This is a genomic window from Aeriscardovia aeriphila, assembly GCF_002259595.1.
Taxonomy (GTDB): domain Bacteria; phylum Actinomycetota; class Actinomycetes; order Actinomycetales; family Bifidobacteriaceae; genus Aeriscardovia; species Aeriscardovia aeriphila.
On record NZ_MWWU01000002.1, the window covers coordinates 505753 to 526763 of the forward strand.

General features: G+C 55.8%; 14 protein-coding genes. 5 read left to right on the plus strand and 9 right to left on the minus strand.

The genetic code is table 11. The features are described 5' to 3' along the window. Positions 1 to 11 precede the first annotated feature (11 nt). The 3 genes from AEAE_RS03225 to AEAE_RS03235 form a co-directional block, all read right to left on the minus strand. Positions 12 to 2318: a RelA/SpoT family protein gene (locus AEAE_RS03225; RefSeq protein ID WP_169711594.1), complete on the minus strand. Its 2307-nt coding sequence runs from the start codon at positions 2316 to 2318 to the stop codon at positions 12 to 14. A 428-nt stretch (positions 2319 to 2746) separates the two neighbouring features. After that, complete coding sequence (dut, locus tag AEAE_RS03230) at positions 2747 to 3211, minus strand: dUTP diphosphatase (RefSeq protein ID WP_094690095.1); 465 nt, start codon at positions 3209 to 3211, stop codon at positions 2747 to 2749. A gap of 32 nt (positions 3212 to 3243) precedes the next feature. Next, positions 3244 to 3564 (minus strand): DUF4193 family protein, encoded by a 321-nt coding sequence (locus AEAE_RS03235; RefSeq protein WP_094689696.1) that lies wholly within the window; start codon positions 3562 to 3564, stop codon positions 3244 to 3246. Positions 3565 to 3796: 232 nt separating this feature from the next. On the opposite strand from AEAE_RS03235, the gene sepH reads away from it, so the two are divergent. After that, a complete protein-coding gene (gene sepH / locus AEAE_RS03240) occupies positions 3797 to 5020 on the plus strand; it encodes a septation protein SepH (RefSeq protein WP_094689697.1) in 1224 nt (407 codons plus the stop codon). Positions 5021 to 5178: 158 nt separating this feature from the next. On the opposite strand, the gene AEAE_RS03245 is transcribed toward sepH, so the two are convergent. Next, a complete protein-coding gene (locus AEAE_RS03245) occupies positions 5179 to 6543 on the minus strand; it encodes an alkaline phosphatase family protein (protein ID WP_094689698.1) in 1365 nt (454 codons plus the stop codon). A gap of 101 nt (positions 6544 to 6644) precedes the next feature. On the opposite strand from AEAE_RS03245, the gene AEAE_RS03250 reads away from it, so the two are divergent. After that, positions 6645 to 9401: a DNA gyrase/topoisomerase IV subunit A gene (locus AEAE_RS03250; protein ID WP_094689699.1), complete on the plus strand. Its 2757-nt coding sequence runs from the start codon at positions 6645 to 6647 to the stop codon at positions 9399 to 9401. A gap of 153 nt (positions 9402 to 9554) precedes the next feature. On the opposite strand, the gene AEAE_RS03255 is transcribed toward AEAE_RS03250, so the two are convergent. From AEAE_RS03255 to AEAE_RS03265, 3 genes are all read right to left on the minus strand, one after another. Continuing rightward, complete coding sequence (locus tag AEAE_RS03255; protein WP_094689700.1) at positions 9555 to 11921, minus strand: DNA gyrase/topoisomerase IV subunit B; 2367 nt, start codon at positions 11919 to 11921, stop codon at positions 9555 to 9557. A gap of 84 nt (positions 11922 to 12005) precedes the next feature. Continuing rightward, the gene (locus tag AEAE_RS03260; RefSeq protein WP_094689701.1) at positions 12006 to 13535 is read right to left on the minus strand and encodes an RNA polymerase sigma factor; all 1530 of its coding nucleotides are present in this window, start codon (positions 13533 to 13535) and stop codon (positions 12006 to 12008) included. A gap of 168 nt (positions 13536 to 13703) precedes the next feature. Next, the gene (locus tag AEAE_RS03265) at positions 13704 to 14582 is read right to left on the minus strand and encodes a hypothetical protein (RefSeq protein WP_158520480.1); all 879 of its coding nucleotides are present in this window, start codon (positions 14580 to 14582) and stop codon (positions 13704 to 13706) included. A gap of 169 nt (positions 14583 to 14751) precedes the next feature. On the opposite strand from AEAE_RS03265, the gene AEAE_RS06780 reads away from it, so the two are divergent. Then, positions 14752 to 16110, plus strand: coding sequence for a polyprenyl synthetase family protein (locus AEAE_RS06780; protein ID WP_158520481.1), 1359 nt, complete (start codon positions 14752 to 14754; stop codon positions 16108 to 16110). 53 nt (positions 16111 to 16163) lie between these two features. Then, on the plus strand, positions 16164 to 18362 hold the full coding sequence (locus tag AEAE_RS03275) for a protein kinase domain-containing protein (protein ID WP_158520482.1): 2199 nt from the start codon (positions 16164 to 16166) through the stop codon (positions 18360 to 18362). Positions 18363 to 18413: 51 nt separating this feature from the next. On the opposite strand, the gene AEAE_RS03280 is transcribed toward AEAE_RS03275, so the two are convergent. Further along, entirely contained in the window at positions 18414 to 19169 is a 756-nt protein-coding gene (locus AEAE_RS03280) for a lysophospholipid acyltransferase family protein (protein WP_094689704.1), read from the minus strand. Between the two features lie 45 nt (positions 19170 to 19214). Here AEAE_RS03280 and AEAE_RS03285 point away from each other — a divergent pair, with 45 nt between their 5' ends. After that, a complete protein-coding gene (locus tag AEAE_RS03285) occupies positions 19215 to 19928 on the plus strand; it encodes an AAA family ATPase (protein WP_094689705.1) in 714 nt (237 codons plus the stop codon). Positions 19929 to 20035: 107 nt separating this feature from the next. Here AEAE_RS03285 and AEAE_RS03290 read toward each other — a convergent pair whose 3' ends face one another. Beyond that, a complete protein-coding gene (locus tag AEAE_RS03290) occupies positions 20036 to 21007 on the minus strand; it encodes an ROK family glucokinase (RefSeq protein ID WP_094689706.1) in 972 nt (323 codons plus the stop codon). Positions 21008 to 21011 lie beyond the last annotated feature (4 nt).

The window sequence follows — 21011 nt, forward strand, 5'->3', positions numbered from 1 at the left end:
GCTTTTTCTTGTTATTGCTTCTTCTTCGAGCCGTTGCTGCCGGTCAAGCGATAAGCGTCGTACACGCCTTCCACGCCACGAACAGCGGTGAGAGCAGTCTTCAAATGCTGAGAATCAGCCAGCTCGAACTCGAATTGCAAAATAGCCACGCGGTCGCGGCCAGCCTGCATATTGCCGGACATAATATCCACTCCAGCATCCGCCAGAGTGCGCGTCACATCGGAGAGCAAGTGTGGACGGTCGAGTGCTTCAATCTGAATGCGAACAAGGAAGGTACCCTTCCTGCCTGACCAGGACACCTTGACCACACGCTCGGGCTGGTTTTTCTTCAAATTGATGAAGTTCACGCAGTCCACACGGTGGACCGACACGCCCTCCGTCTTGGTGATGAAGCCGGCGATGTCGTCACCAGGCACAGGAGTGCAGCAACGGGCGAGCTTAACCCATACGTCATCTACTCCCCTGACGGTAATGGCAGAATCAGAAGTCGAGCTCGACGGCTTGGTGGAAATATCGCGGAGAGGAATGACAGAGCCATCCAGGTCTTCGCTTTCTTCATCGCCTCCTAGTTCGCGTGTCAAATGTTCGATGACATTTTGAACGGAGATCTTCCCCTCACCGATAGCTGAGTACACAGAGTCAGGACTACCGAGGCCAAGGTCTTGTGCGACACCCACCATCGATGGTTCAGAAGTGAATTGAGCAACAGGAAGGTTACGCCTGCGCAATGCGCGGATCAGATCATCCTTACCATCGTCGATAGCTTCGAAACGACGCTCCTTGCTAAACCACTGCTTGATCTTCGAACGCGAGCGTGGCGACTTGACGAAGTTCAACCAATCGCGCGATGGACCCGCATTCTCCGCCTTCGAGGTGAGAATCTCCACGGTATCGCCGTTGTTGAGCCTCGTATCCAACGGCATCAAACGCCCATTCACACGAGCACCCATCGTGTGGTGACCCACCTCAGTGTGCACGGAGTATGCAAAATCTACCGGGGTCGAGCCTGCAGGCAGAGAGATGACCTTGCCCTTCGGAGTGAATACATACACTTCGCCGGAGCTCAAATCATCCTTCAGCGAGCCCAAGAATTCGTTGGAATCTGGGGTTTGGCTCGTCCAGTCGGCCAACTGCTGAATCCAGCGCAGGTTATCCTTTTCGCTCAGCTCCTGCTCTTGGTCCTGAGAATCTTGAGCCTCACGCGTCTTGTCAGTAGCGTCAGGAGTCGAAAGTTCACGGCCTGCTTGACCATTTTCCTTGTACTTCCAGTGAGCGGCGATGCCGAACTCTGCCCTGCGATGCATGTCCCAGGTACGAATCTGGATTTCCACTGGCTTACCGCCGGGGCCGACGACCGTCGTATGCAAGCTCTGGTACATGTTGAGCTTTGGCATGGCGATGTAATCCTTGAATCGGCCAGGAATCGGCTTCCAGTTTGCGTGAACCGTACCCAAAGCCGCATAGCAGTCGCGAATGGTGCTGCAGATCACGCGCACACCGACCAAGTCGTAAATATGATCAAAATCGTGGCCGCGCACGATCATCTTCTGGTAAATCGAGAAGTAATCCTTCGGCCTACCCGTCACATAGGCGTCAATGCCGGCACCACGAAGGTCGGAGCGCAGGTCGGAGAGAATCTGGTTCAAATACACATCGCGCTTACCTGCACGCTGAGCCGTAAGAACAACAATCTCGTTGTAAATCTTGGGGTATAGCTGCTTAAAGCTGAGCTCTTCGAGTTCCGTCTTGATGGCGTTCATACCCAAGCGGGAAGCCAAAGGAGCGTAAATATCGAGAGTTTCGCGAGCCTTCTTGTCGCCAGAATCCTTCGGGACATAACGCCAGGTGCGCGCGTTGTGCACGCGGTCAGCAAGCTTGACCACCAGGGTGCGCACGTCCTTACTCATCGCGACGACGAGTTTACGAATCGTTTCAGCCTGAGCAGAGTCGCCGTATTCGATCTTGGAAATCTTGGTCACGCCGTCTACCAAGCCGGCCACCGTGTCGCCAAACTCTTCGCGGCACTCGTCCAACGTGTAATCCGTGTCCTCCACTGTGTCATGCAACAGACCAGCTGCCACGACACGCGGAGTCATACCCAAATCGGCGAGAATCTGCGCCACGCCCAGAGGGTGAATTATGTACGGCTCGCCCGAGCGGCGACGTTCCAAACGGTGCTGCCACACCGCGCGGTTATACGCCTTACGAAGAATAGTGAGGTCAGCTTGAGGGTGATGCTCACGCACCTGCTGCAAAATCGGTCGCAGAGAATCGCCCGGAATGTCCGAGATTTCAGCGCCCAGCTGGCGGGAGCTCATGTCAATCCAGTCGGAAGGGTCCTGCGACAGCGGGTTGGCAGCAGCAGCCGACTTTCCCGCACCATGGCGAGCATCAGAAGGCATCGCCGTCACGACTGGCTGCGCGACCTGACGAGCGATGGTGTCATCCACCACCTGCTTCTTCTTCTCGGGAGTGCGCGCATGAATATCACGCGAGTTGGCAGCAGAGAGTGCTGCAAAACCGCCAATATGGTGTTCTACTTCCTCGCTCATCGTTTCCTCCATCCCTCAGGTCCTCTAACGTTCTTAACTTTACGCGATTTCACGTGTTTTGTGACAAATAGCAGAAACTCCTGAGCACGCGTGCTCAGGAGTGAGTGACAAATGCGTTCTGGTAATCTTGAGCGATGCTGGAGCCTGACCAGCCAAGCCAGTACTTTCCAGTTATCCAAGCCTCAGGGCCGGCCTTAGTTTTGAACTCCTGTCGAGCCAAAACCTCCCTGGGAGCGCTGCGAGTCCGGAAGTGCTGAAACTTGGGCAAAAGAGCCTCGCCAATAACGCTGGATTACCATTTGGGCTATGCGATCGCCCTGGGAGAAATGCCAGGTGTGCGTGGGATCAAGGTTGACCAGCGGCACCTTGATCTCACCGCGATAACCCGAGTCGATAGTCCCCGGAGCGTTCGGAAGCGTGATGCCCTTCTTCCAGCCCAAACCTGAGCGAGGGTGAACCAAAATGACGAAACCATCAGGAATCGCCAGGCAAATGCCAGTAGGGACCAACACGCGCTCAAACGGCTTGATGTCGAAATCGATAGCAGAGCGTAAGTCGGCGCCGGCATCACCCTCATGCTCATAGGAAGGGATGAAAGCAGGCTCTTTATCGTCCACGCCGGTGATGAGCACAGGAACAATTTCTGGCCCATCACTCATTAACGCGGTGAGTGGTGCAGTGGCTTGCGAGCTCACTCAGCCATCTCCTCAGCGCATTCCTTGCAGATTGGCTGACCGTTTTCGTCGGTGTAAGCGAGCTGGCTGCGATGCTTCACCAGGAAGCAGTTGCCGCAGATGAACTCATCTTGCTGGGTTGGGATGATAGTGACGGATGAATCTTCGTTGCTCAGGTCAGCGCCGGGAAGCTCATAAGAATCAGCAATGGCGTTTTCGTCGTCATCACCGTCAATGGAGCCATCGTTATCGCTGCTAGCGCCGGAGAGTTGGGCAACAGCAGCCTCGTCGTCGTCCTCTTCGTCCTTGTCCTTAGGCTGATCGTAATCCTGGGCCATAGCGGTTCCTTTCGTCCGCGAACCAAGCTCTCCCATTGAAAGCCTGTCCGTAACTCTACGCGCAGATAGTATATTTTCTCCACCCTACAAAGAAAAGAGGCAAGCTTCAGGCTAAAGTGTAAGAAGAATGTGTTCGTATGAGCCAGGCCTTCACAGGCTTACCCCCCCCTGGCATAGGTTGGAGGCAGGAAAGCGTGCGAAAACGTTGTGTTTCAGCGGAAAAGGGACGGATATGAGCGAGTTGAATGAGAACGAGAAGTCGGAGAGCACGCCATCGCAGGCAGAAAACCCTGTGGTGCTGCGCAGCGTGTCATTCGATCACGTTGATGACAAGGGGAATATTATTCTCACCCTCGCCTCGAACGGCACGAGTGGTGCAGCAGAGAAGCTGACCCTTCCTTTGACAACCGAGCTTGAGAAGGGCGTAACTCGTGCTCGCGACATCATTGAGCAGGCTCGCGTCTCCGCTCAGAAGCCGTTGCAACAGACTTTGCCTCTCGCCGAAATTCAGGTGATGGTTCGCGAGGGCGCATCCTTCAAGGAAGTGGCCAGCAAGTACGGCATCGACGTGGAAACCGTTCGCCATTACGCTCAGTCTGTCGAGCAGGAGAAGCGTTTCGCCATCAGCCAGTTCCTCAACGTGCGCTTGGCTACCGATAACGGCACTCGCTCTACACAGCGCCTGATTGCTGACCAGCTGCAGGCTGCTGGCGTGGATATGACTTCCTTGCGGTGGAATGCGTGGCGTAAGGTACATGAGCCGTGGCAGATTCAGCTGTCGTACAAGCATTCCGATATTCTCTACCGCGCTCGTTGGAATTGGAACCTCTCCGATAACCATGTTGACCCGCTGGACCCCGCTGCTGCTCAGCTCGTTCGCCCTCTGACTCGCGACACTGACCCGGATGTCATAGCTGAGCCGAGTACCCCGGTTTCCCGCGTGTCGGGCCGTACTTCTCGTGCGGGTGGACAGGCTGGCGCTTCTCAAGCTTCTGGCCAGGCTGCTTCCACTTCTTCTACCTCGCACGCCCAGTCTGCGGCAAGCTCTGCAAAGGCTTCTGCCGCTGGTACTCAAACTGGCACTCAAACTGACGGCCAGGCTTCTGGCTCAACGTCAAGCCGCAACTCTCAGACTTCCGCACCTCAAGCTTCGGGTTCAGCAAGCTCGTCGTCCCAGGCTTCTGCGCACACCACTTCTGACGCTGCTGGCATTGCTTCAGCTCGCGGCGATGAAACCCGCGTTTCTCAGCCGGTGGCCATCGAGACTGCTGTGGCAACAGCTGAGGTGCAGGAGCCTTCTGAGGAACATATTTCTGACGCCGCAGCTCTCTTCCCCACGACTGCTGAGGAGGAGGCTTTGAGCACTGCTTCGCTGCAGAAGGCGAAGAAGAACGCTCATAAGGGTCGCTCGGCCATTCCTTCTTGGGATGATATTATTTTCGGCGACCAAAAATAGCTTTCGAATAGCTTGAGATTATCAGCTTGCTGACTCACACGTTTCCTTGTAATCCCTTGCTGTTTTGTCGCTTCGCTTAGCCGCAGTGCTTGTCACCTTTCGAGATGAGCACTGCGTTTTTTATTCTTTTGCTCCTCTCCCCTGCCTTTCTATACGTTCTATTCAGTGAGCATCGTGAGCCACGGAATCGTCGCCTCCAAGCGCGTCATCGAACCATGAACACCTGGCATCTGCATCGCCGGCTGCTTTTGGAAGCGCGAATCTACAATCGTCACATCCTCATGGCAATACACGAGTACATCGCCCAACATTTCCTCAATACGCGGCGTCGAATAGCCGTACAACCTCGAATCAATAGCCTCTTGCTTGCTCATCACCGTGGCAACTTTGCCTACCTCTTGCCGCCAGCGCTGAACCACCGCATCAACTGACGCACTCTTCTTCATGTACAGCATCAGCGCGCGCGGCTCACCTGCAACCAGCTGAATACCGTCTTGAAGGGCAGGATTCTTGGCAATGTCAATCTGGCGCGTTAAGTCAGTTTCTACCATGCCATGGTCGGCACTCACGCACAAAAAAGTACCTTTCGGTAAGCTGTTCGCAACAGTGTGAATAAGATTATCAACCTGCTCGAGGGCCTGCGCCCATTCGCGAGAAAACCAACCATAATGGTGACCAGCCTTGTCAACCTCGCGCAAATACCAGTAAGTAAGGCCAGGCTGGCCGGCAAGCTCCACCACCTTCTGTGCCTGCTTGTCCAGCTTGTTCTCGGCAACAAAGTCCGCGCCGCGCAAGCACGCCTCCGTCATAGGCGTGCCCTTAAACTCAGGCAAACTCACATTGCTCACGCGAACTGACTGAGCTGATAATCTTTCGAAAACCGTCGGCTCGCGCTGCAAATCGGCCGGCGGAATCGCGCCTTTAAACTTGATCATCTGGGTAATGCGATGGGTGCGAGGGTTGAGCTGCGTGTAACCCAACATTCCCGTCAGACCAGGGCAAGTGCCCGTTCCCAATGTTGCTAATGCGGCGGTAGTCGTCGAAGGGTAGCAGGTGCGCAGGCTATGAGTCTTATCCTGTTCAGCAAACGAAGAGTCATCCCCCAGCAGCGAGGCGAGGAAAGGCGCATGTTCGCGCTTTGCCTTCAGATTGAAATAGCCCAAACCATCCACCAGGATTACCACTGCGGATGAAACCCGAGGAATAGCCAAAGCAGACTGGCAGGTTTGTGGGTCAGTCTGCGTCGCCGTGGCAACAGGGTGGCCGAGCGCTGAGGACAGGCCGGGGAGAATAGCGGAAAGTGTGCGGTACTTGGAGTACGAGCTACCGGCAAGGTCCCACACGGGTGTTTGGTCGATTACACCTTGAGGGGCGGGGATGCGGGCGTCATGGGAATTGGTGGGGGTCGAATTGGTGAGGTTCTGAGGGTTGCTATGAGAAGTGGAGTCCTTGAGAGCGTTGTTGTGAGAACTGGTGTCGAGAGAGCTGTTGTCGTTATCAGTTGGATTTTCCGTTGCGCACATGCCTCTATTATTCCAACACGGGTCAACCTGAGTACACAATGAAACTCGGTTTCAGCTTTCGCCCAAGTGTGAGAGAATAGCAGACGCACGAAAGGAGAGCTATGGCAAGCAAAAGGCATTCGCCAACCCAAGCAGCGTACGACCCTCGCGAGGTGAAAATGAGGATCGTCGATACGCCGCTGAAAACCGAAATGGATACGTCCTTCCTGGCGTACGCCTACTCGGTGATCTACTCGCGCGCTCTCCCTGACGCGAGAGACGGCATGAAGCCCGTGCAGAGGCGCATTATCTACCAGATGGGTGAAATGCACCTGACACCGGATAAGCCGTACATGAAGTCCGCTCGAGCCGTGGGCGAAGTGATGGGTAAGCTCCACCCTCACGGCGATTCTTCGATTTATGAGGCAATGGTTCGCCTCGCTCAGCCTTTTGCCATGCGCTTGCCTCTCGTCGATGGTCACGGTAACTTCGGCTCGCTGGATGACGGCCCTGCAGCATCTCGTTACACCGAAGCAAGATTAGCAGCGGCGGCGCTGGCCATGAATGCTGATATTCATGAGGGAACCGTGCCCTTCTCCCCTAACTACGACAACAAGCTGAGCGAGCCAGATGTGTTGCCTGCGGCTATTCCGAACCTTTTGGTCAACGGTTCTCAGGGTATTGCCGTGGGTATGGCCACGAATATGATCACGCACAATCTGCGTGAGGTGGTGGCTGCTGCCAAGCATGTGATGCTCTACCCCGATGCCACGCTCGATGAGCTGATGTGCTTCATTCCTGGTCCTGACCTTCCAGGCGGTGGTGTGATTATGGGCCAATCGGGTATTCGTGAAGCCTATGAGACTGGACGGGGCACCTTTGTGACCCGCGCTCGCGCCCACGTGGAAAACGTGACAGCGCGCAAAAAGGGCATTGTTATCACCGAACTTCCTTATATGGTCGGCCCTGAAAAGGTGTTGGAGCGTATCGGTCAGTGCGTGAAGGAGAAGAAGCTCGACGGTATTTCTGACGCTGTCGACCTTTCCGATCGTACCAATGGTTTGAAGATGGTGATTAGCGTGAAGTCGGGCTTTGACCCGGCCGCTGTGCTCGCCCAACTCTACCGCAACACACCTTTGGAAAGCCCCTTTACCATTAACAACGTGGCTTTGGTGAATGGTAGGCCTCACACTCTGGGTTTGAAGGCGCTGCTCGAGGTGTGGATTAACCACCGTCGTGACGTCATCACTCGCCGTTCTCAGTTCCGACAGCGTAAGGCGCAGGAGCGCTTGCACTTGGTGGAGGGTTTGCTGCGTGCCCTCGTCGACATTGATGAGGTTATTCAGGTGATCCGTTCGTCGGAGAATCCGGAGGCTGCTCGCGAACGTTTGATGGCTGTCTTCGACCTGGACGAGGTACAGGCGAAGTACATTCTTGACCTTCAGTTGCGTCGTTTGACGAAGATGAGCCGTATCGAGCTCGAGGCGGAGCGTGATGATCTGCGCCGCACGATCGAGGAGCTGCAGGAGATTCTCGATTCAGATGAGAAGCGCGATAACGTCGTGATTGAGGAGATGGATCAGGCCGCCAAGGCTTATGGTGACGCTCGTCGCACGGTAATTATGAGTGATGAGGGTGCGCTCGTCGCAGATCAGGGCTCGCTTGCTGGTGCTCACTTAGGTGGTGCAGCTACTGCCCCTGGTGCTGGAGTTGCTGGCGCCGATGCTCTGGGCGCCGGCCTTCCTCCTGCCGCTTCTGCACCGCATGGCGCTCACGACCTCACCGTGATTGACACCGCTGCTGTCTCTCAAGCCTTGAAAACCCAGGATGCTTCGGAGGTTTTGCAAATCGACGACGCTCCTGCAACTGTCGTGTTGAGCGCAGACGGCCAGATTGCCAGGATGGGTGAATCGGCGATGGACTTGTTCTCCACCCGCGACGCCTCCACTCCTCGTGCCGCTCATGATGCGGTTCGCGCGGCATTTGCTACCACTACGCGCTCGCGTTACGCTCTGATTACCACTGCAGGTCGCTTGGTGTTGGCCAATGTGATGGATTTGCCTGTGGTCGCTGCTACCCCAGATTTGGCGGTGGCGCATGGCGTGAGTGCAGATGAGCTGTTGCAGTACACGCATGATACGGACCCTGTTGCTGGTGAGCATGTGGTCGCTGCCATTCCACTGCCCAGCTCGGATACTTCCACTCTGAGCCTCGCTCTGGGCACTGCTCAAGGCGTGGTGAAACGTTGGAGCATGGATGGCATCCCCGCCACTCTCGACTCCTGGCCGGTCATCTCGCTCAAAGCCAATGACGCTGGTGAAATGGATCAGGTGGTTGGCGCCTACCTTGCCCATGATGAGGACCGCCTTGTCTTCATCACCTCCGATGCGAAGCTTCTCACCTTCCCGGCAAGTGAGGTGCGTGCTCAGGGGCGCAACTCTGCTGGTATGAAGGGCATCGCGCTCGAAGAGGGCAAGAATGGTGAGGCTTCTCCTCGTGTGTTGACTTTCAGCGTGGTTGCTGCTGGAGCGCTCAGTTGGACGGGTGACACCTCTGACCCTGCTGCTGACCCGGCTCAATTCCAAGGCGCAGTGGTGCTCACTGTGGCTGGTCAGCGTGACTTGCTGCCAGGCACTTACCCTGGTTTTGCCAAGCTCACCCCTCTGGCACAGTACCCGACGAAGGGTCGTGGAACTCATGGTGTTCGTGTGCAAAAGTTCCTGGTGGGTCAAGACGAGCTGATTCACGCTTTCGTTGCTCCGTTCCCGATGCACGCCCTTGACGCCTCCGGCCAGCCGGTTGAGTTGCCGAGCGTTGATATGCGCCGTGACGCTTCTGGCCGCGAGCTCCCAGCAGTCATCGCCACTCTTGGCTTGTAAACTCAGTATTTCTCCAGATTATCAGTACACAACAAAGCGCCCCGCTCCTCACCGAGCGGGGCGCTTGCGTCACTGTGCTCACTGTTCCTGATCGCTTCATCAGTCGCTGTCTATCGCGCGCTGATAATCTCGTGTTGTTACTGTGCCGAACTATCAAGCGTCGATTTGCGAACGGTCGAACGTATCAGCATTATCGACAATGAACTGCTTGCGCGGAGGAACCTCATCGCCCATCAGCAGGCTGAAAATCTCATCTGCATGAGTGGCATCATCCATCGTAATGCGACGCAGCAAGCGCGAGCGCGGGTCCATCGTGGTTTCTGCTAACTGATCAGCATCCATCTCACCCAAACCCTTGTAGCGCTGCACATCTGGATCATAGGTGATATGCTTCTTATCCAATTCGGCAAGCTTTTCGCTCAACTGCTCCTCCGAGTAGGTGTAGAGCAACTCCCCTTTATGCGAACCCGTCAAAGCGATACGGTGCAGTGGCGGAACAGCAGCATACACATGGCCCGCCTCAATAAGCGGACGCATATAGCGGTAGAAGAGTGTGAGTAGAAGAATGCGAATGTGTGCACCATCCACATCTGCATCAGTCATCATGACAATCTTGTTGTACCGAGCCAAGGAAAGGTCGAAATCCTTACCCGAGCCAGCACCAATCACCTGGATGATGGCCGAGCATTCTGCATTGTTAAGCATCTGGTTCAAGCTCGCCTTTTCCACGTTTAAAATCTTGCCGCGAATTGGCAGCAAAGCTTGGAAAGTCGAGTTACGTGCAGCCTTAGCAGTACCGAGTGCAGAATCGCCCTCGACGATGAACAACTCAGCAATATCGTCGTTACCTGAAAGGCAGTCGGAGAGCTTGGCAGGCATGGCGGCTGATTCCAGAGCGTTCTTACGCCTGGTGACTTCCTTGGCCTTATGTGCCTGAATGCGTGCATGCATTTCGCCCGAGATCTTCTCCAGCACATTCTGCGCTTGCACCTTGAAGCCGCGGCGTGAACCGGTGATCATCTCACCAAACTGCTTGTTGGTAATGCGCGTGACGATCGGCTTGACCTGTGCGGTGCCGAGAATATCCTTCGTCTGGCCTTGGAACTGCGGTTCCGGAATGCGCACGGCAACCACAGCTACCAGACCGGCGCTCAGATCGTCGCGTTCGATCTTTTGGTTGCTATCCTTGAGGTTCACCTTGTACTTGCGTGCGTTGGCTTCCATGGTGGAGCGAATCTGCTTGGTTACCGCGTTGAGGAAGCCGTCCACATGAGTTCCGCCGCCGGGGGTTTCCACGACGTTGACGAAGCTTCGAATCTCCGTGTCGTAGCCGGACGTCCAGCGCAGTGCGATGTCGACGTCGCAATCGCGCTCCACGGTTGCTGCATGCAGCTCGTCGTTGGCGTCGACTTGCTGAGTTTCTTCCTTGTAGGTGGCGTGACCAGTAATATGCCACACGTCGCATACGGGCTCGCCGTGGGAGAGGAAGTCGACGAAGTCGATGAGCCCGCCTTCATGGTGGAAGGTCTGCAGGCGAGGCATGTTGGCCAGTTGGTGGGCTTCTTCTCCGGCAACTTTAGCCCTCGTGGTCTCACTTACCGCCTCGTCTTCCTCCAGATTATCAGTGCTCACCTCATCGGTTTCGGGCTCAGCACTCTCCATTGCGCTGTTATCCAAGTCACGATCCGCAGTCTGATCCGCGTCAGAAACTGCAGACTGACCGTCATAGGTAGATGCGTTCTCACCAGAAACGGTGGTGTCAGCTGGCTCGCGGTTGACTACTTCGCCATTGATAATCTGGAGGGCATCCTCAGGGGCATACTCATTTTCCACCTCAATGGTGAGGCTGGGAACCAGGAAGCTTGTTTGACGGACGCGCTCGATGAGCATGTCATAGTCAAAGTGCGCGGTAGCGTTGAAAATTTCCGGGTCAGCCCAATAGCGAATGCGCGTACCTGTCTGCTTCTTGGGAACGCTACCCACAATTGCGAGCTCGGTTGGCCTGCCCTTGCGCGTCTTCTTAAAAGGAGAGTTCGGGCTGGGCTGCGCAGGATCAGTGTCGGTGTAAACGCCTGGATGACCCAGGTGGAATTGCATCTGGTGGGTTTTGCCATCACGGTCAACTTGCACGTCGAAACGCGAACTCAAAGCGTTGACCACAGAAGAGCCCACACCATGCAAACCGCCAGACTGGTTGTAGCTGGACTCGCCAAACTTTGCACCAGCGTGAAGCTTGGTAAGAACAACTTCCACACCAGAAAGGCCCGTTTTCGGTTCGGTGTCCACCGGGATACCGCGGCCGTTATCTTGCACTTCGACAGAACCGTCGTTGTGCAAAATCACGCGGATTTTGGTGCAGACTCCGGCGAGTGCTTCATCGACGGAATTATCGATGATTTCCCACAGGCAGTGCATGAGGCCAAGAGTGTCGGTGGTTCCGATGTACATGCCAGGACGTTTCCTGACGGCATCCAAACCTTCGAGAACTGCAATATTTTTCGAGGAGTAAGACGTTGCCACTTATTCACCCTTTCGACTGCCTCAGTTTAGCCACGTGCAAATGACAAAACAAAGGCCGGCATGTTTGCCGGCCTTCAGACGAACTCAGTCGTCCAAGAAATCCTTCAATGGACGCAAGCTGCTCTTTTCCTTGAGCTTCTTCATCGTCTTCGCCTCGATCTGGCGAATACGTTCGCGGGTAACGTCCCACACGCGACCGATATCATCCAAGGTCTTGGACTGGCCGTCATCCAAGCCGTAGCGCATACGAATCACGGATGCGTCACGCTCATTCAAAGTGCTGAGAACATCGCGCAACTGCTCCTGCAACAGGGAGAAGCTGACGGCATCCTGTGGAGCGATGGCATCGGTATCCTCGATCAAATCGCCGAACTCGGAGTCGCCATCCTCGCCCAGAGGAGTGTGCAGGGAGATTGGTTCGCGACCATACTTCTGCACTTCTTCGACCTTCTCGACTGGCATATCGAGTTCTTTTGCCAACTCGTCGGGGGTTGGTTCGCGACCGAAGTCCTGCAACATCTGACGCTGAACGCGAGACAGCTTGTTGATGACTTCGACCATGTGCACAGGAACACGAATGGTGCGAGCCTGGTCGGCCATAGCGCGAGTGATAGCCTGACGAATCCACCAGGTTGCGTAGGTGGAGAACTTGAAGCCCTTCTTCCAATCGAACTTTTCGACGGCGCGAATCAGGCCCAAGTTTCCTTCCTGAATAAGGTCGAGGAAGAGCATGCCACGGCCGGTGTAACGCTTAGCCAAGGACACCACGAGTCGAAGGTTTGCTTCAAGCAGGTGGTCCTTTGCCTTGCGACCATCGTTAGCAGCCCACTTGAGCTCACGCTTACGCTTGAAGCTCATACCCTCACCCTCAGTGTCCAGAAGGTGCTGAGCATACAGGCCTGCCTCAATACGCTCGGAAAGGTCAACCTCTTGAGCAGCGGTCAACAGCGGAACGCGACCAATCTGCTTCAAGTAGTCCTTCACCGGGTCGGCAGTAGCACCGGAGGACACCACACGCCTCTTCGGGTTGCCCGAAGGAGTGACATCCTCATCGTCGTCATCGTCGTTGCTCACGACGTAGGCGCCGCTCATGCCTGGCTGGGCGACCTTCTTCTTACGCTTTTTGCCGAAGTAATCGGCGATGGTTTCACCAGGAATGGTAGTCGACGAGACGGTTGGGCGCTCGGCGTTGGCAGACTCGGTGACGGTGACAGAATCATCATCGTCATCATCCTCGTCTAAGTCATCGTCGAGGTCGCCAGAATCGTCGTAGTCGTCGTTGTCCTCATCCTCATCGGTATCGAGGTCGAGGTCATCCAAGTCAAAGTCTTCGCCGTCGTCGAGAGGCATGTCTTCGTCGAAGTCCTCAGCAGAACGATCGTCCTCGAGGTCGTCAACCTCTGCTTCCTTTTCCTTCTTGTCAGCAGGGGTGGCCTTAGCGGCAGCTCGTGTGCTTTTCGCCTTGGAGCTCTTTCGTGTGGTCTTCTTCGGCTTTACTGCCTTCGCAGCTTCTTCATCCTCAGAATCATCCACTGTTTGAGTGGCCTCTTCAGCTTTCTTGGTTGTAGCCTTTGCTGCAGTTTTCTTTGCTGAAGACTGTGTGGCTCGTGTCACCAAATGCCCTCCTCATCACAGTTACCTTCGTGGTAACAAGCAAACTCCACCAAGGCTATAAACAGTTAAGAAGGCTATTTTATTCCCATGCCACGAAATCCTACGCGAGTTGACACTCAATGAGCTCGCTCGCCCATCGAGAGGACCGTCAGCCTCTTGCCCACACGCTTAGGCTACGGGCCAGTGCGGTTCACTCTTCCAATGCGCAAGAACTCCGGCCTCATTCGCTTTCACCACAATACGAGCTAATGAGCACTGCGGGTCAAGGTCGAGTGCTTGGAATGCTAATGCCGTACTTTCCGCCACCCTTCCACCCCACCATAACAAGTAGGAACTCATTGCGAGAGGTTGCACCCTATCTGCACCTTCTAATTGTTGTAGCGCGCATAACAGAAAACTCACTGCGCGTGAAGCCCGGCACAGCAGATATTCTTGAGGCTTCTTCAATGCAGCCGTCAAATGCTCAGTGATCGCCTGCTGAGAGGTCGGCGCATGTGGAGTAAACGCCACATCAACAAGCTGCTCGAACGTCAGGCTCGTAAAGTTGCACAGCAGTATGGCATCGCGAAACGCGAGGCAATTGTGGCAGGCGTAAGCAAACAACGCAACCATACGCTCTCCCGCTCCACCTCTCACCTGCTGAGAATCATCCGCGGCGGCAGAACCATCGAAAAGTGCGCCTACTTGCCTACTCACCTGCTCCCCAATATCAAAAGAGGGGTTAGTGGAGACGAATTTAACAACGTCCTCTATTTGCTGCTCGCTCACAGGTGCTTCGCTGAAACGTCGCTTTACCGGCTTTTCGCATTGAACGAGGCTATACCACCACAGCAGAATGGGCAGGTAGGCAGCGAATTCAAAGCTCCTCCACAGTTCTACTCCTCGTGAGAGCGGACCAGTTCGCGAGGTCAGCGGTTGGCTTTTCGCTCCCCGTTTTTCCGCGGATTGCCCTTGAATGGCACTGCGTAGCGGGTCAGTGGTGATGGTTGCAGTGTAACGCAAGAATTCTTTATGCGCATGCTCCACGAAGGTTAGCGCAGAAGTCATGTAAGTAGAGGGTAACATTGCTCGTCCTTTCGTCGGTTGACTGATAATCTCAGGAAATCAGAGAAAGCAAGGGCGAACATGTTTTTTCTCAAAATGTGGATAAGTTGCGAGTGGGAAGCGAAACGCGCCTCAGAGTAGGATTTGAGTGGGGACCAACGGGAGGTACATTGTGGATTGGTACAGCAGTGCAAAAGATCAGGTAAACCAGCGTTTGCGCGCGCTAATCAGCGAACTGGCCTACCCTGACCCGGATTCCACGCCGTCGGCTGCCCTCATGCGTGCTGTTGCTGAGCAGGCGCACTCTTCTGATGAGGGTGGCAAGCGTCTGAGAGCCCTGGGTTTGCTTGCTTTTGCCGCGCTCAACCCTCGCAGCGACCCTCGCAATAACTCTGACGCCACCTCGAGCCCCGCCGCTACCCCTACCTCTGAGCCGCTCGATCCTTTTGCCCTCGACCTTGCTTGCGCGCTTGAGCTGTTCCAAACGGGAGCTCTCGTTCACGACGACATTATGGATGAGTCTGTGCTGCGCCGCGGAGAGGATTCCGCGTGGGTCGCCCTCGCCCAGCAATATTCGCATTATTCTGAGCTTTTCCACACGAGTGTTGACCAGCACTCCCAGGTGGTGGGTGGCCGCGGTCTGGCGATTATGTTGGGCGATCTTTTTGCCACTATCTCGCTGATTGCTGCGAATAACGCTTGCTCGCAGGCCCAAGTCGAAACCGCGGTACATCCCCGCATCGAGCCTCAAGCCCACGCTCAAACTCATGCTGAGCTTCAAGCCCACGCTCAAACTCACGTTGAGCCTCAAGCTCACGCCGAGTCCCAAGCCCAAACTGCAGCACAGCTCGCCTCTGCCGTCATGACGGCCATGCTCACCATGCAGCGCGAGGTGGAAATCGGCCAGGTTCTCGACCAGGCGAATTCTATCACGCCGCTTGATAATCCTGAGGAAATCGTCGCTAACTGTTGGAGCGTCTATGAGCGCAAAACGGCCTCTTACACCAGCATCATTCCGTTTACTTTGGGCTTGTTGTGCGCCGGGCTTGACGAGAATTTCGCCAGATTATCAGGCTTCGAGATTGGCAGGACGGTAGGAATCGGCTTTCAAATCCACGATGATCTGATGGACGTTGTGCCCTCGAACCCGCCCACGGGCAAACCTCTCGGCGGTGATATTCGTGAAGGCAAGCGCACTATTTTGCTCGCTGACGCCCTGATTTTGGCCGACCCGGATGACCGCCACACCCTCATTAACCTGTACAGCAAGTCTGCGCGCACCAACGAAGATGTTGCTCAAGTAATGGCTATTTTCCAGCGCTCTGGAGCTATCGAACGCTCCTGGCAGCGCTTGCAGGAGCTGAAGCATTCCTCCGACGAGGCTTTGGATAAGCTGGAACACGCTCTGCACGCTCAAGCTTCTGGCCAAGACGAACCTCAAGCCCAACACCAGCCGCAAGCGTCACCCATTTCCGAGCAAGCCTGGGAGCGAGTGCGCTCAATTTGCGCGCGTATGCTCGGCGTGAAGTGAAGCAGCCCTCGCCTGCCAAATAGCTTGTCACGGTTAGTATAGGAAGAATGAACATGAGTGAGATTATCGACGGGCGTTACGCTATTGAAAAGCTTCTCGCGCAAGGCGGTATGGCAAGTGTTTACGTTGCCATGGATCAGCGCTTGGAGCGTCGTGTTGCGCTCAAGATCATCCACTCGGGCCTCGCTCATGGCGAGCACGGCGAGCAATTCCGCCGCCGTTTCCACACGGAAGCCACTGCAGCTGCTCGTGTGGCCAATAATCACATCGTTCAGGTTTATGACACTGGCACCACATCTACTGGCCTGCCCTACCTCGTCATGGAGTACGTTGAAGGCCAGGATCTGCGTCACGTTCTCGAAACTTCTGCGCCGCTGAGCGTGAAGGATACGCTCAACATTCTTACCGCTGTTTTCGATGGCTTGGCGGCCGCCCATTCGGCTGGTATTACGCATCGGGATATGAAGCCAGAAAACGTGCTCATTTCCTCTCGCGGCGTTGTGAAAATCGGCGATTTTGGCTTGGCAAAAATGATGAGTACGCAGACTACCGGTACGTCGGGGCTCATGCTCGCCACTGCCGCATATGTGGCGCCAGAAACGTTGGAAAGTGACGTCGTTTCCCCTACTGCCGACGTCTATTCGGTGGGCATGATGGCCTGGGAAATGCTCACGGGTGACATCCCCTTCCGCTCGGAAAACCCGATGACCATGGTTTTCAAGCATGTCAATCAGGATGTTCCCTCGCTTACCAGCATCGACCCTCAGTTTGCCCGCCTTGTGGTGGAGTTGGTGGCCACCCTCACTTCTCGTTCGGCGGCGAGCAGGCCTCAGAATGGTCAAGCTGCTGGCAAGCTTGTTGCGCAGGTGAAGCGTGAGTTGAGCTCTGAGCAGCTCGCTTTTCGGCATGATCCCTCAAGATTACCAGCGTCGTCATCCGCTCTTTCTGCGCTTGCTGGTGCCGCCCCACGCCACCAGGCTTCAGCTTCCACCGCTCCTGCTCCGTCGGCTTCACGCTTTTCGCAATACCCACAGCGTACTGCGGTGCAAACTCCGCAACCTGAAGCGCGTAAGCCTTTCGAAACATTGCCGGACCTTGCGCACAGCGAGAACAGTGCTGGCAGCGCCGCCAATACCCAAGATTTGCAGAGCGCCTCTTACCCTGTGCACAGCACTACCGCAGCCGCTAGCTCGACTGGCGTGAGTTCCACTCAGCCAACACGCGTCCAAAGCAGATCACCGCGTCAGGCCCAGTCCGGTTCTGACTTGCGCTGGCAAACCGTGGTGAGCTCGAAAACCTCAGCACAGCAGGCGACCCGCCCGCTGCCACCTTCCACACATTCTTCCGTGCCAACTCAACCCACAGCGCCGACCCAAGCCATGGCTCGCGGCGCGGCAAAACCAAAGCACACTGGCCGCAAAGTTGCTATCACTGCTCTCGTCGTGGCCCTTCTCGCCGGCGGTGGTGCAGGCGGCTACTACGCCTGGTATCAGCTCGCCGGCCCGGGCAGTTATCTGCGTATTCCTGCGATCAGCGCAAGCTGTGACAATCTTTTGTCGACAACTTTGGCCAATGGGGAAACCAGCCAACACCTCGAGAAAGCGCCGACCAGCCCTGCCAGACCGTCGAATTTGCAAGGCGCCACCGGCCAGTGCGCAGTAGAGGGTAGCGTGTGGAGCGCCTACTCCTCGCGTCTGACTAGCGCGCACGTCAAGGCGAAGGTGAGCGAAGTTTATTCTGACGCCATCGGCAAGGGCAAGATTATCAGCACGTCCCTGCAGCCGGGCACTTTCATCAAGAAAGACCAGGCATCAATCTCCCTCGTCGTTTCTCAGGGCCCGCAGCCGGTCATCATTCCTGCAGTCGCCGGAAAGCTCGCCGACGAGGCGCAGAAAGAGCTGGAAAATGCGCACCTGAAGGTGAAAGTCAGCGAAGAGTTTAGCGATACCGTTGCTCAAGGTGCTGTCATCGCCGTTAAGCCTGGGGAAGGACAGCAGGTTGCGAAAAACTCGGAGATTACCATGGTGGTGTCTCGCGGCCCAGAAATGGCAACGGTTCCGAACGTCATCGGCTTGTCTAAAGACGATGCGGTCAGCAAGCTGGAAGCCTTGGGCTTTGAGGTGAAAACGCAGAAGTCGCTGATCGGCGAACTGCTCCACCAGGTGTTCAGCCAGTCGATTCCGGGCAACACGAAGGCACGCCTGCGCGATACCAACGGCAAGCCAACCGTCATCACTCTGACTTTGGTGTAACCTCTGATCCCGTCTCTGCAGCGACCCTGCGGAGCGGTCGCCGCGGCGGTCTCAGTTGCCCTTTGGCGCGGCCTCTGGCGAAGATTCTGACGCAGCCGCGGCCGCAAGCTGAGCTTCGCGCTCTTCCTTCATCCGCTTCTTCACCACCTGAGCGTACTCATTCACATACTCTTGGTCGGTAAGCTCGGCGATCTTCTTCATCATCTGGTCGGTCAGCTCGCGAACCTGCTCATGAGTGGGGTTCTCCACCTTCTCCACCTCAATAGGCTTGCCGTAGCGGATTTCAATGTGAACTTTCTTCGGCATCACTTGGCCGATCGGCTGCGCATCATTCGTGCCAATCAAGCCCACAGGAAGAATCGATACCCCAGTTTGCAAAGCCAAACGAGCTGCACCCGTATGTCCGCGATACAACTTGCCATCAGGCGAGCGCGTTCCCTCCGGGTGAATGCCGAACACTTCCCCACGCTCCAAAATCTCCTTAGCGTGCAGCAGTGCATCGGCTGACTTTCCACCGCCCGAACGGTTCACCGGGAAAGTACCCGCCGAGGTGAAGAAGAACTTTTTGAAAGCGCCGCGAATGCCTTTACCGGTAAAGTACTCTTCCTTGGCCATGTAGTGCACCATGCGCGGGAAGGTCAGCGGGATGACAGCGTCGTCGATCACCGCCAAGTGGTTGGCTGCCAAAATCAGCGGGCCTGCTTTCGGAATATTTTCCAGGCCTTTCACGGTTGGTGTGAAGCGGCGCCACGCAAATCCACCCAAGACTCGAATATAGAACCAGTACAGCTTGAGTGGCCTCTTCATAGTCTTCGCCTTTCCCACAACGTGAAACTCCTTTAGAATGGGAGCATGTCCACTCAGGATTTTAGCAACAATGACGAAACTCGACAGCCCGACACCTCGGCTCATGACACTTTCCCGGTATCTGCCACATCTGGTGCTCAACAGCCTTCTGGCAGCCCCGCCTCTCCCGCAAACTCACAGCCTTCCGCAAACTCTTCTGCCACATCTGATTCGCAGGCGTGGCAAGCTCTCCTCGACTCCACCGACCTTTCTGACCTTGCCCACTCTCGTACCGCACAAGAATTTGAGAAAGCCGCTTCCCAGGCCGATCAGCGCCGCCATAACGAGCTCGTGAAGCAACTCAAGCGCGAGGCCAAACAAGAAGCAAAACAGCGCAAGATTGCCACTACCAAGAAGTCACGCTCTGAGCACAGCCAGCAGCCTGACCGTCCACTGACTAACGAAGAGCTGCTCGAAGAGCGCGACCCTGACCCGCGCACTCTCACCACCTCATCAAACGCGCGCATTCAGCCGCGCGTGGCGATTACGAGCACGAGCCTGATTGCTGTGGGCTTGGTTCTTGCTTTCCTCGGCCCGCTCATTCCGCTCGTCGGTAACTTTGCGCAGTACTTGGGTGGCCTGCTCTTTGCTGTCGGCGTGTTGTGGCTGCTGGGTGAATGGCTGGGTTCTCGTCGTCACGACGAAGCCCCCTACCCCAACACTGCCGACCCATATGCTGGTGGCGATACGGAGAGTTTCGACTCTGGTGCTCGCCTCTGAATTTCTCCAGATTATCAGTACACAAAAAGTGGCCGGAAGCTCAGCTTCCGGCCACTTTCCATCAGTGCACCTCATTCAGCCTCTGCTGATGAAGTGCAGTGATAATCTCAAGCGTTCTGCTTGTTCAGGACTTCCTGCAGGGCGAGGTCAGCGACACCGATCATGCCAGCGTCGTTACCAGCAGTTGCCACCAAAACCTGAGCGTGAGGACGGTAAGCAGCAGCCTGGAGGAAGCGCACGAAGTTGTATTCGGCTGGCTTCATGAGCAGGTCACCCACAGCGACAACGCCGCCACCGATGATGAAGGTGTCAGGGTCCAAAACAGTAGCAATAGCAGCCATGGAGCGACCCAGCCACTCACCGATCTTGTTGAAGGCGTAAAGGCCGAGCTCATCGCCTTCCTTAGCAGCCTGGGAAACCATCTCGCCACGAATAGCGTCGATATCGCCACCGGAAAGCTCAAGCAGACGAGCGCCCTTCTGAGGCCGACGACGAACGGCAGAACGGGCGAAACGCTCGAGTGCAGTACCGGAAATGTACTTCTCAGCGCAACCACGCAGACCGCAACCGCAGGTCTCACCATCAGGAACCATGGGCAGGTGGCCCACCTCAGCGGCCATGCCGAAGGAGCCGCGGAAGAGCTGACCGTTGATGATAATTGCGCCACCCAGGCCAGTGCCGACGGTGAGCATGACCATGTTCTTAGTGCCCTTGCCAGCGCCGACGATGTACTCACCCCAGCCGGCGGAGTTAGCATCGTTTTCTACGATGACAGGAACTTCGTGGTCGATGAGTTCCTCAATGTGGTCGGCCAGTGGGTAGTCAATCCATGCAGGAATGTTGGCGGAGAAGGTCATGGTGCGACGATCTGCTGCAACATTGCCTGCTGCGGAAATGCCGATTGCCTCGATCTTGCCCAGTTCCTCAACGGCCTCACGGTACATGCTGGCGATCTGAGCATTGATTGCCGTTGCAGTCTGTGGAGTTGGAACTTGTGTGCGCTTGACCAGCTTGTGGTTTTCATCAAACACGCCAGCTGCGATCTTGGTGCCACCGATGTCAATACCCAACGAGTACATAGTG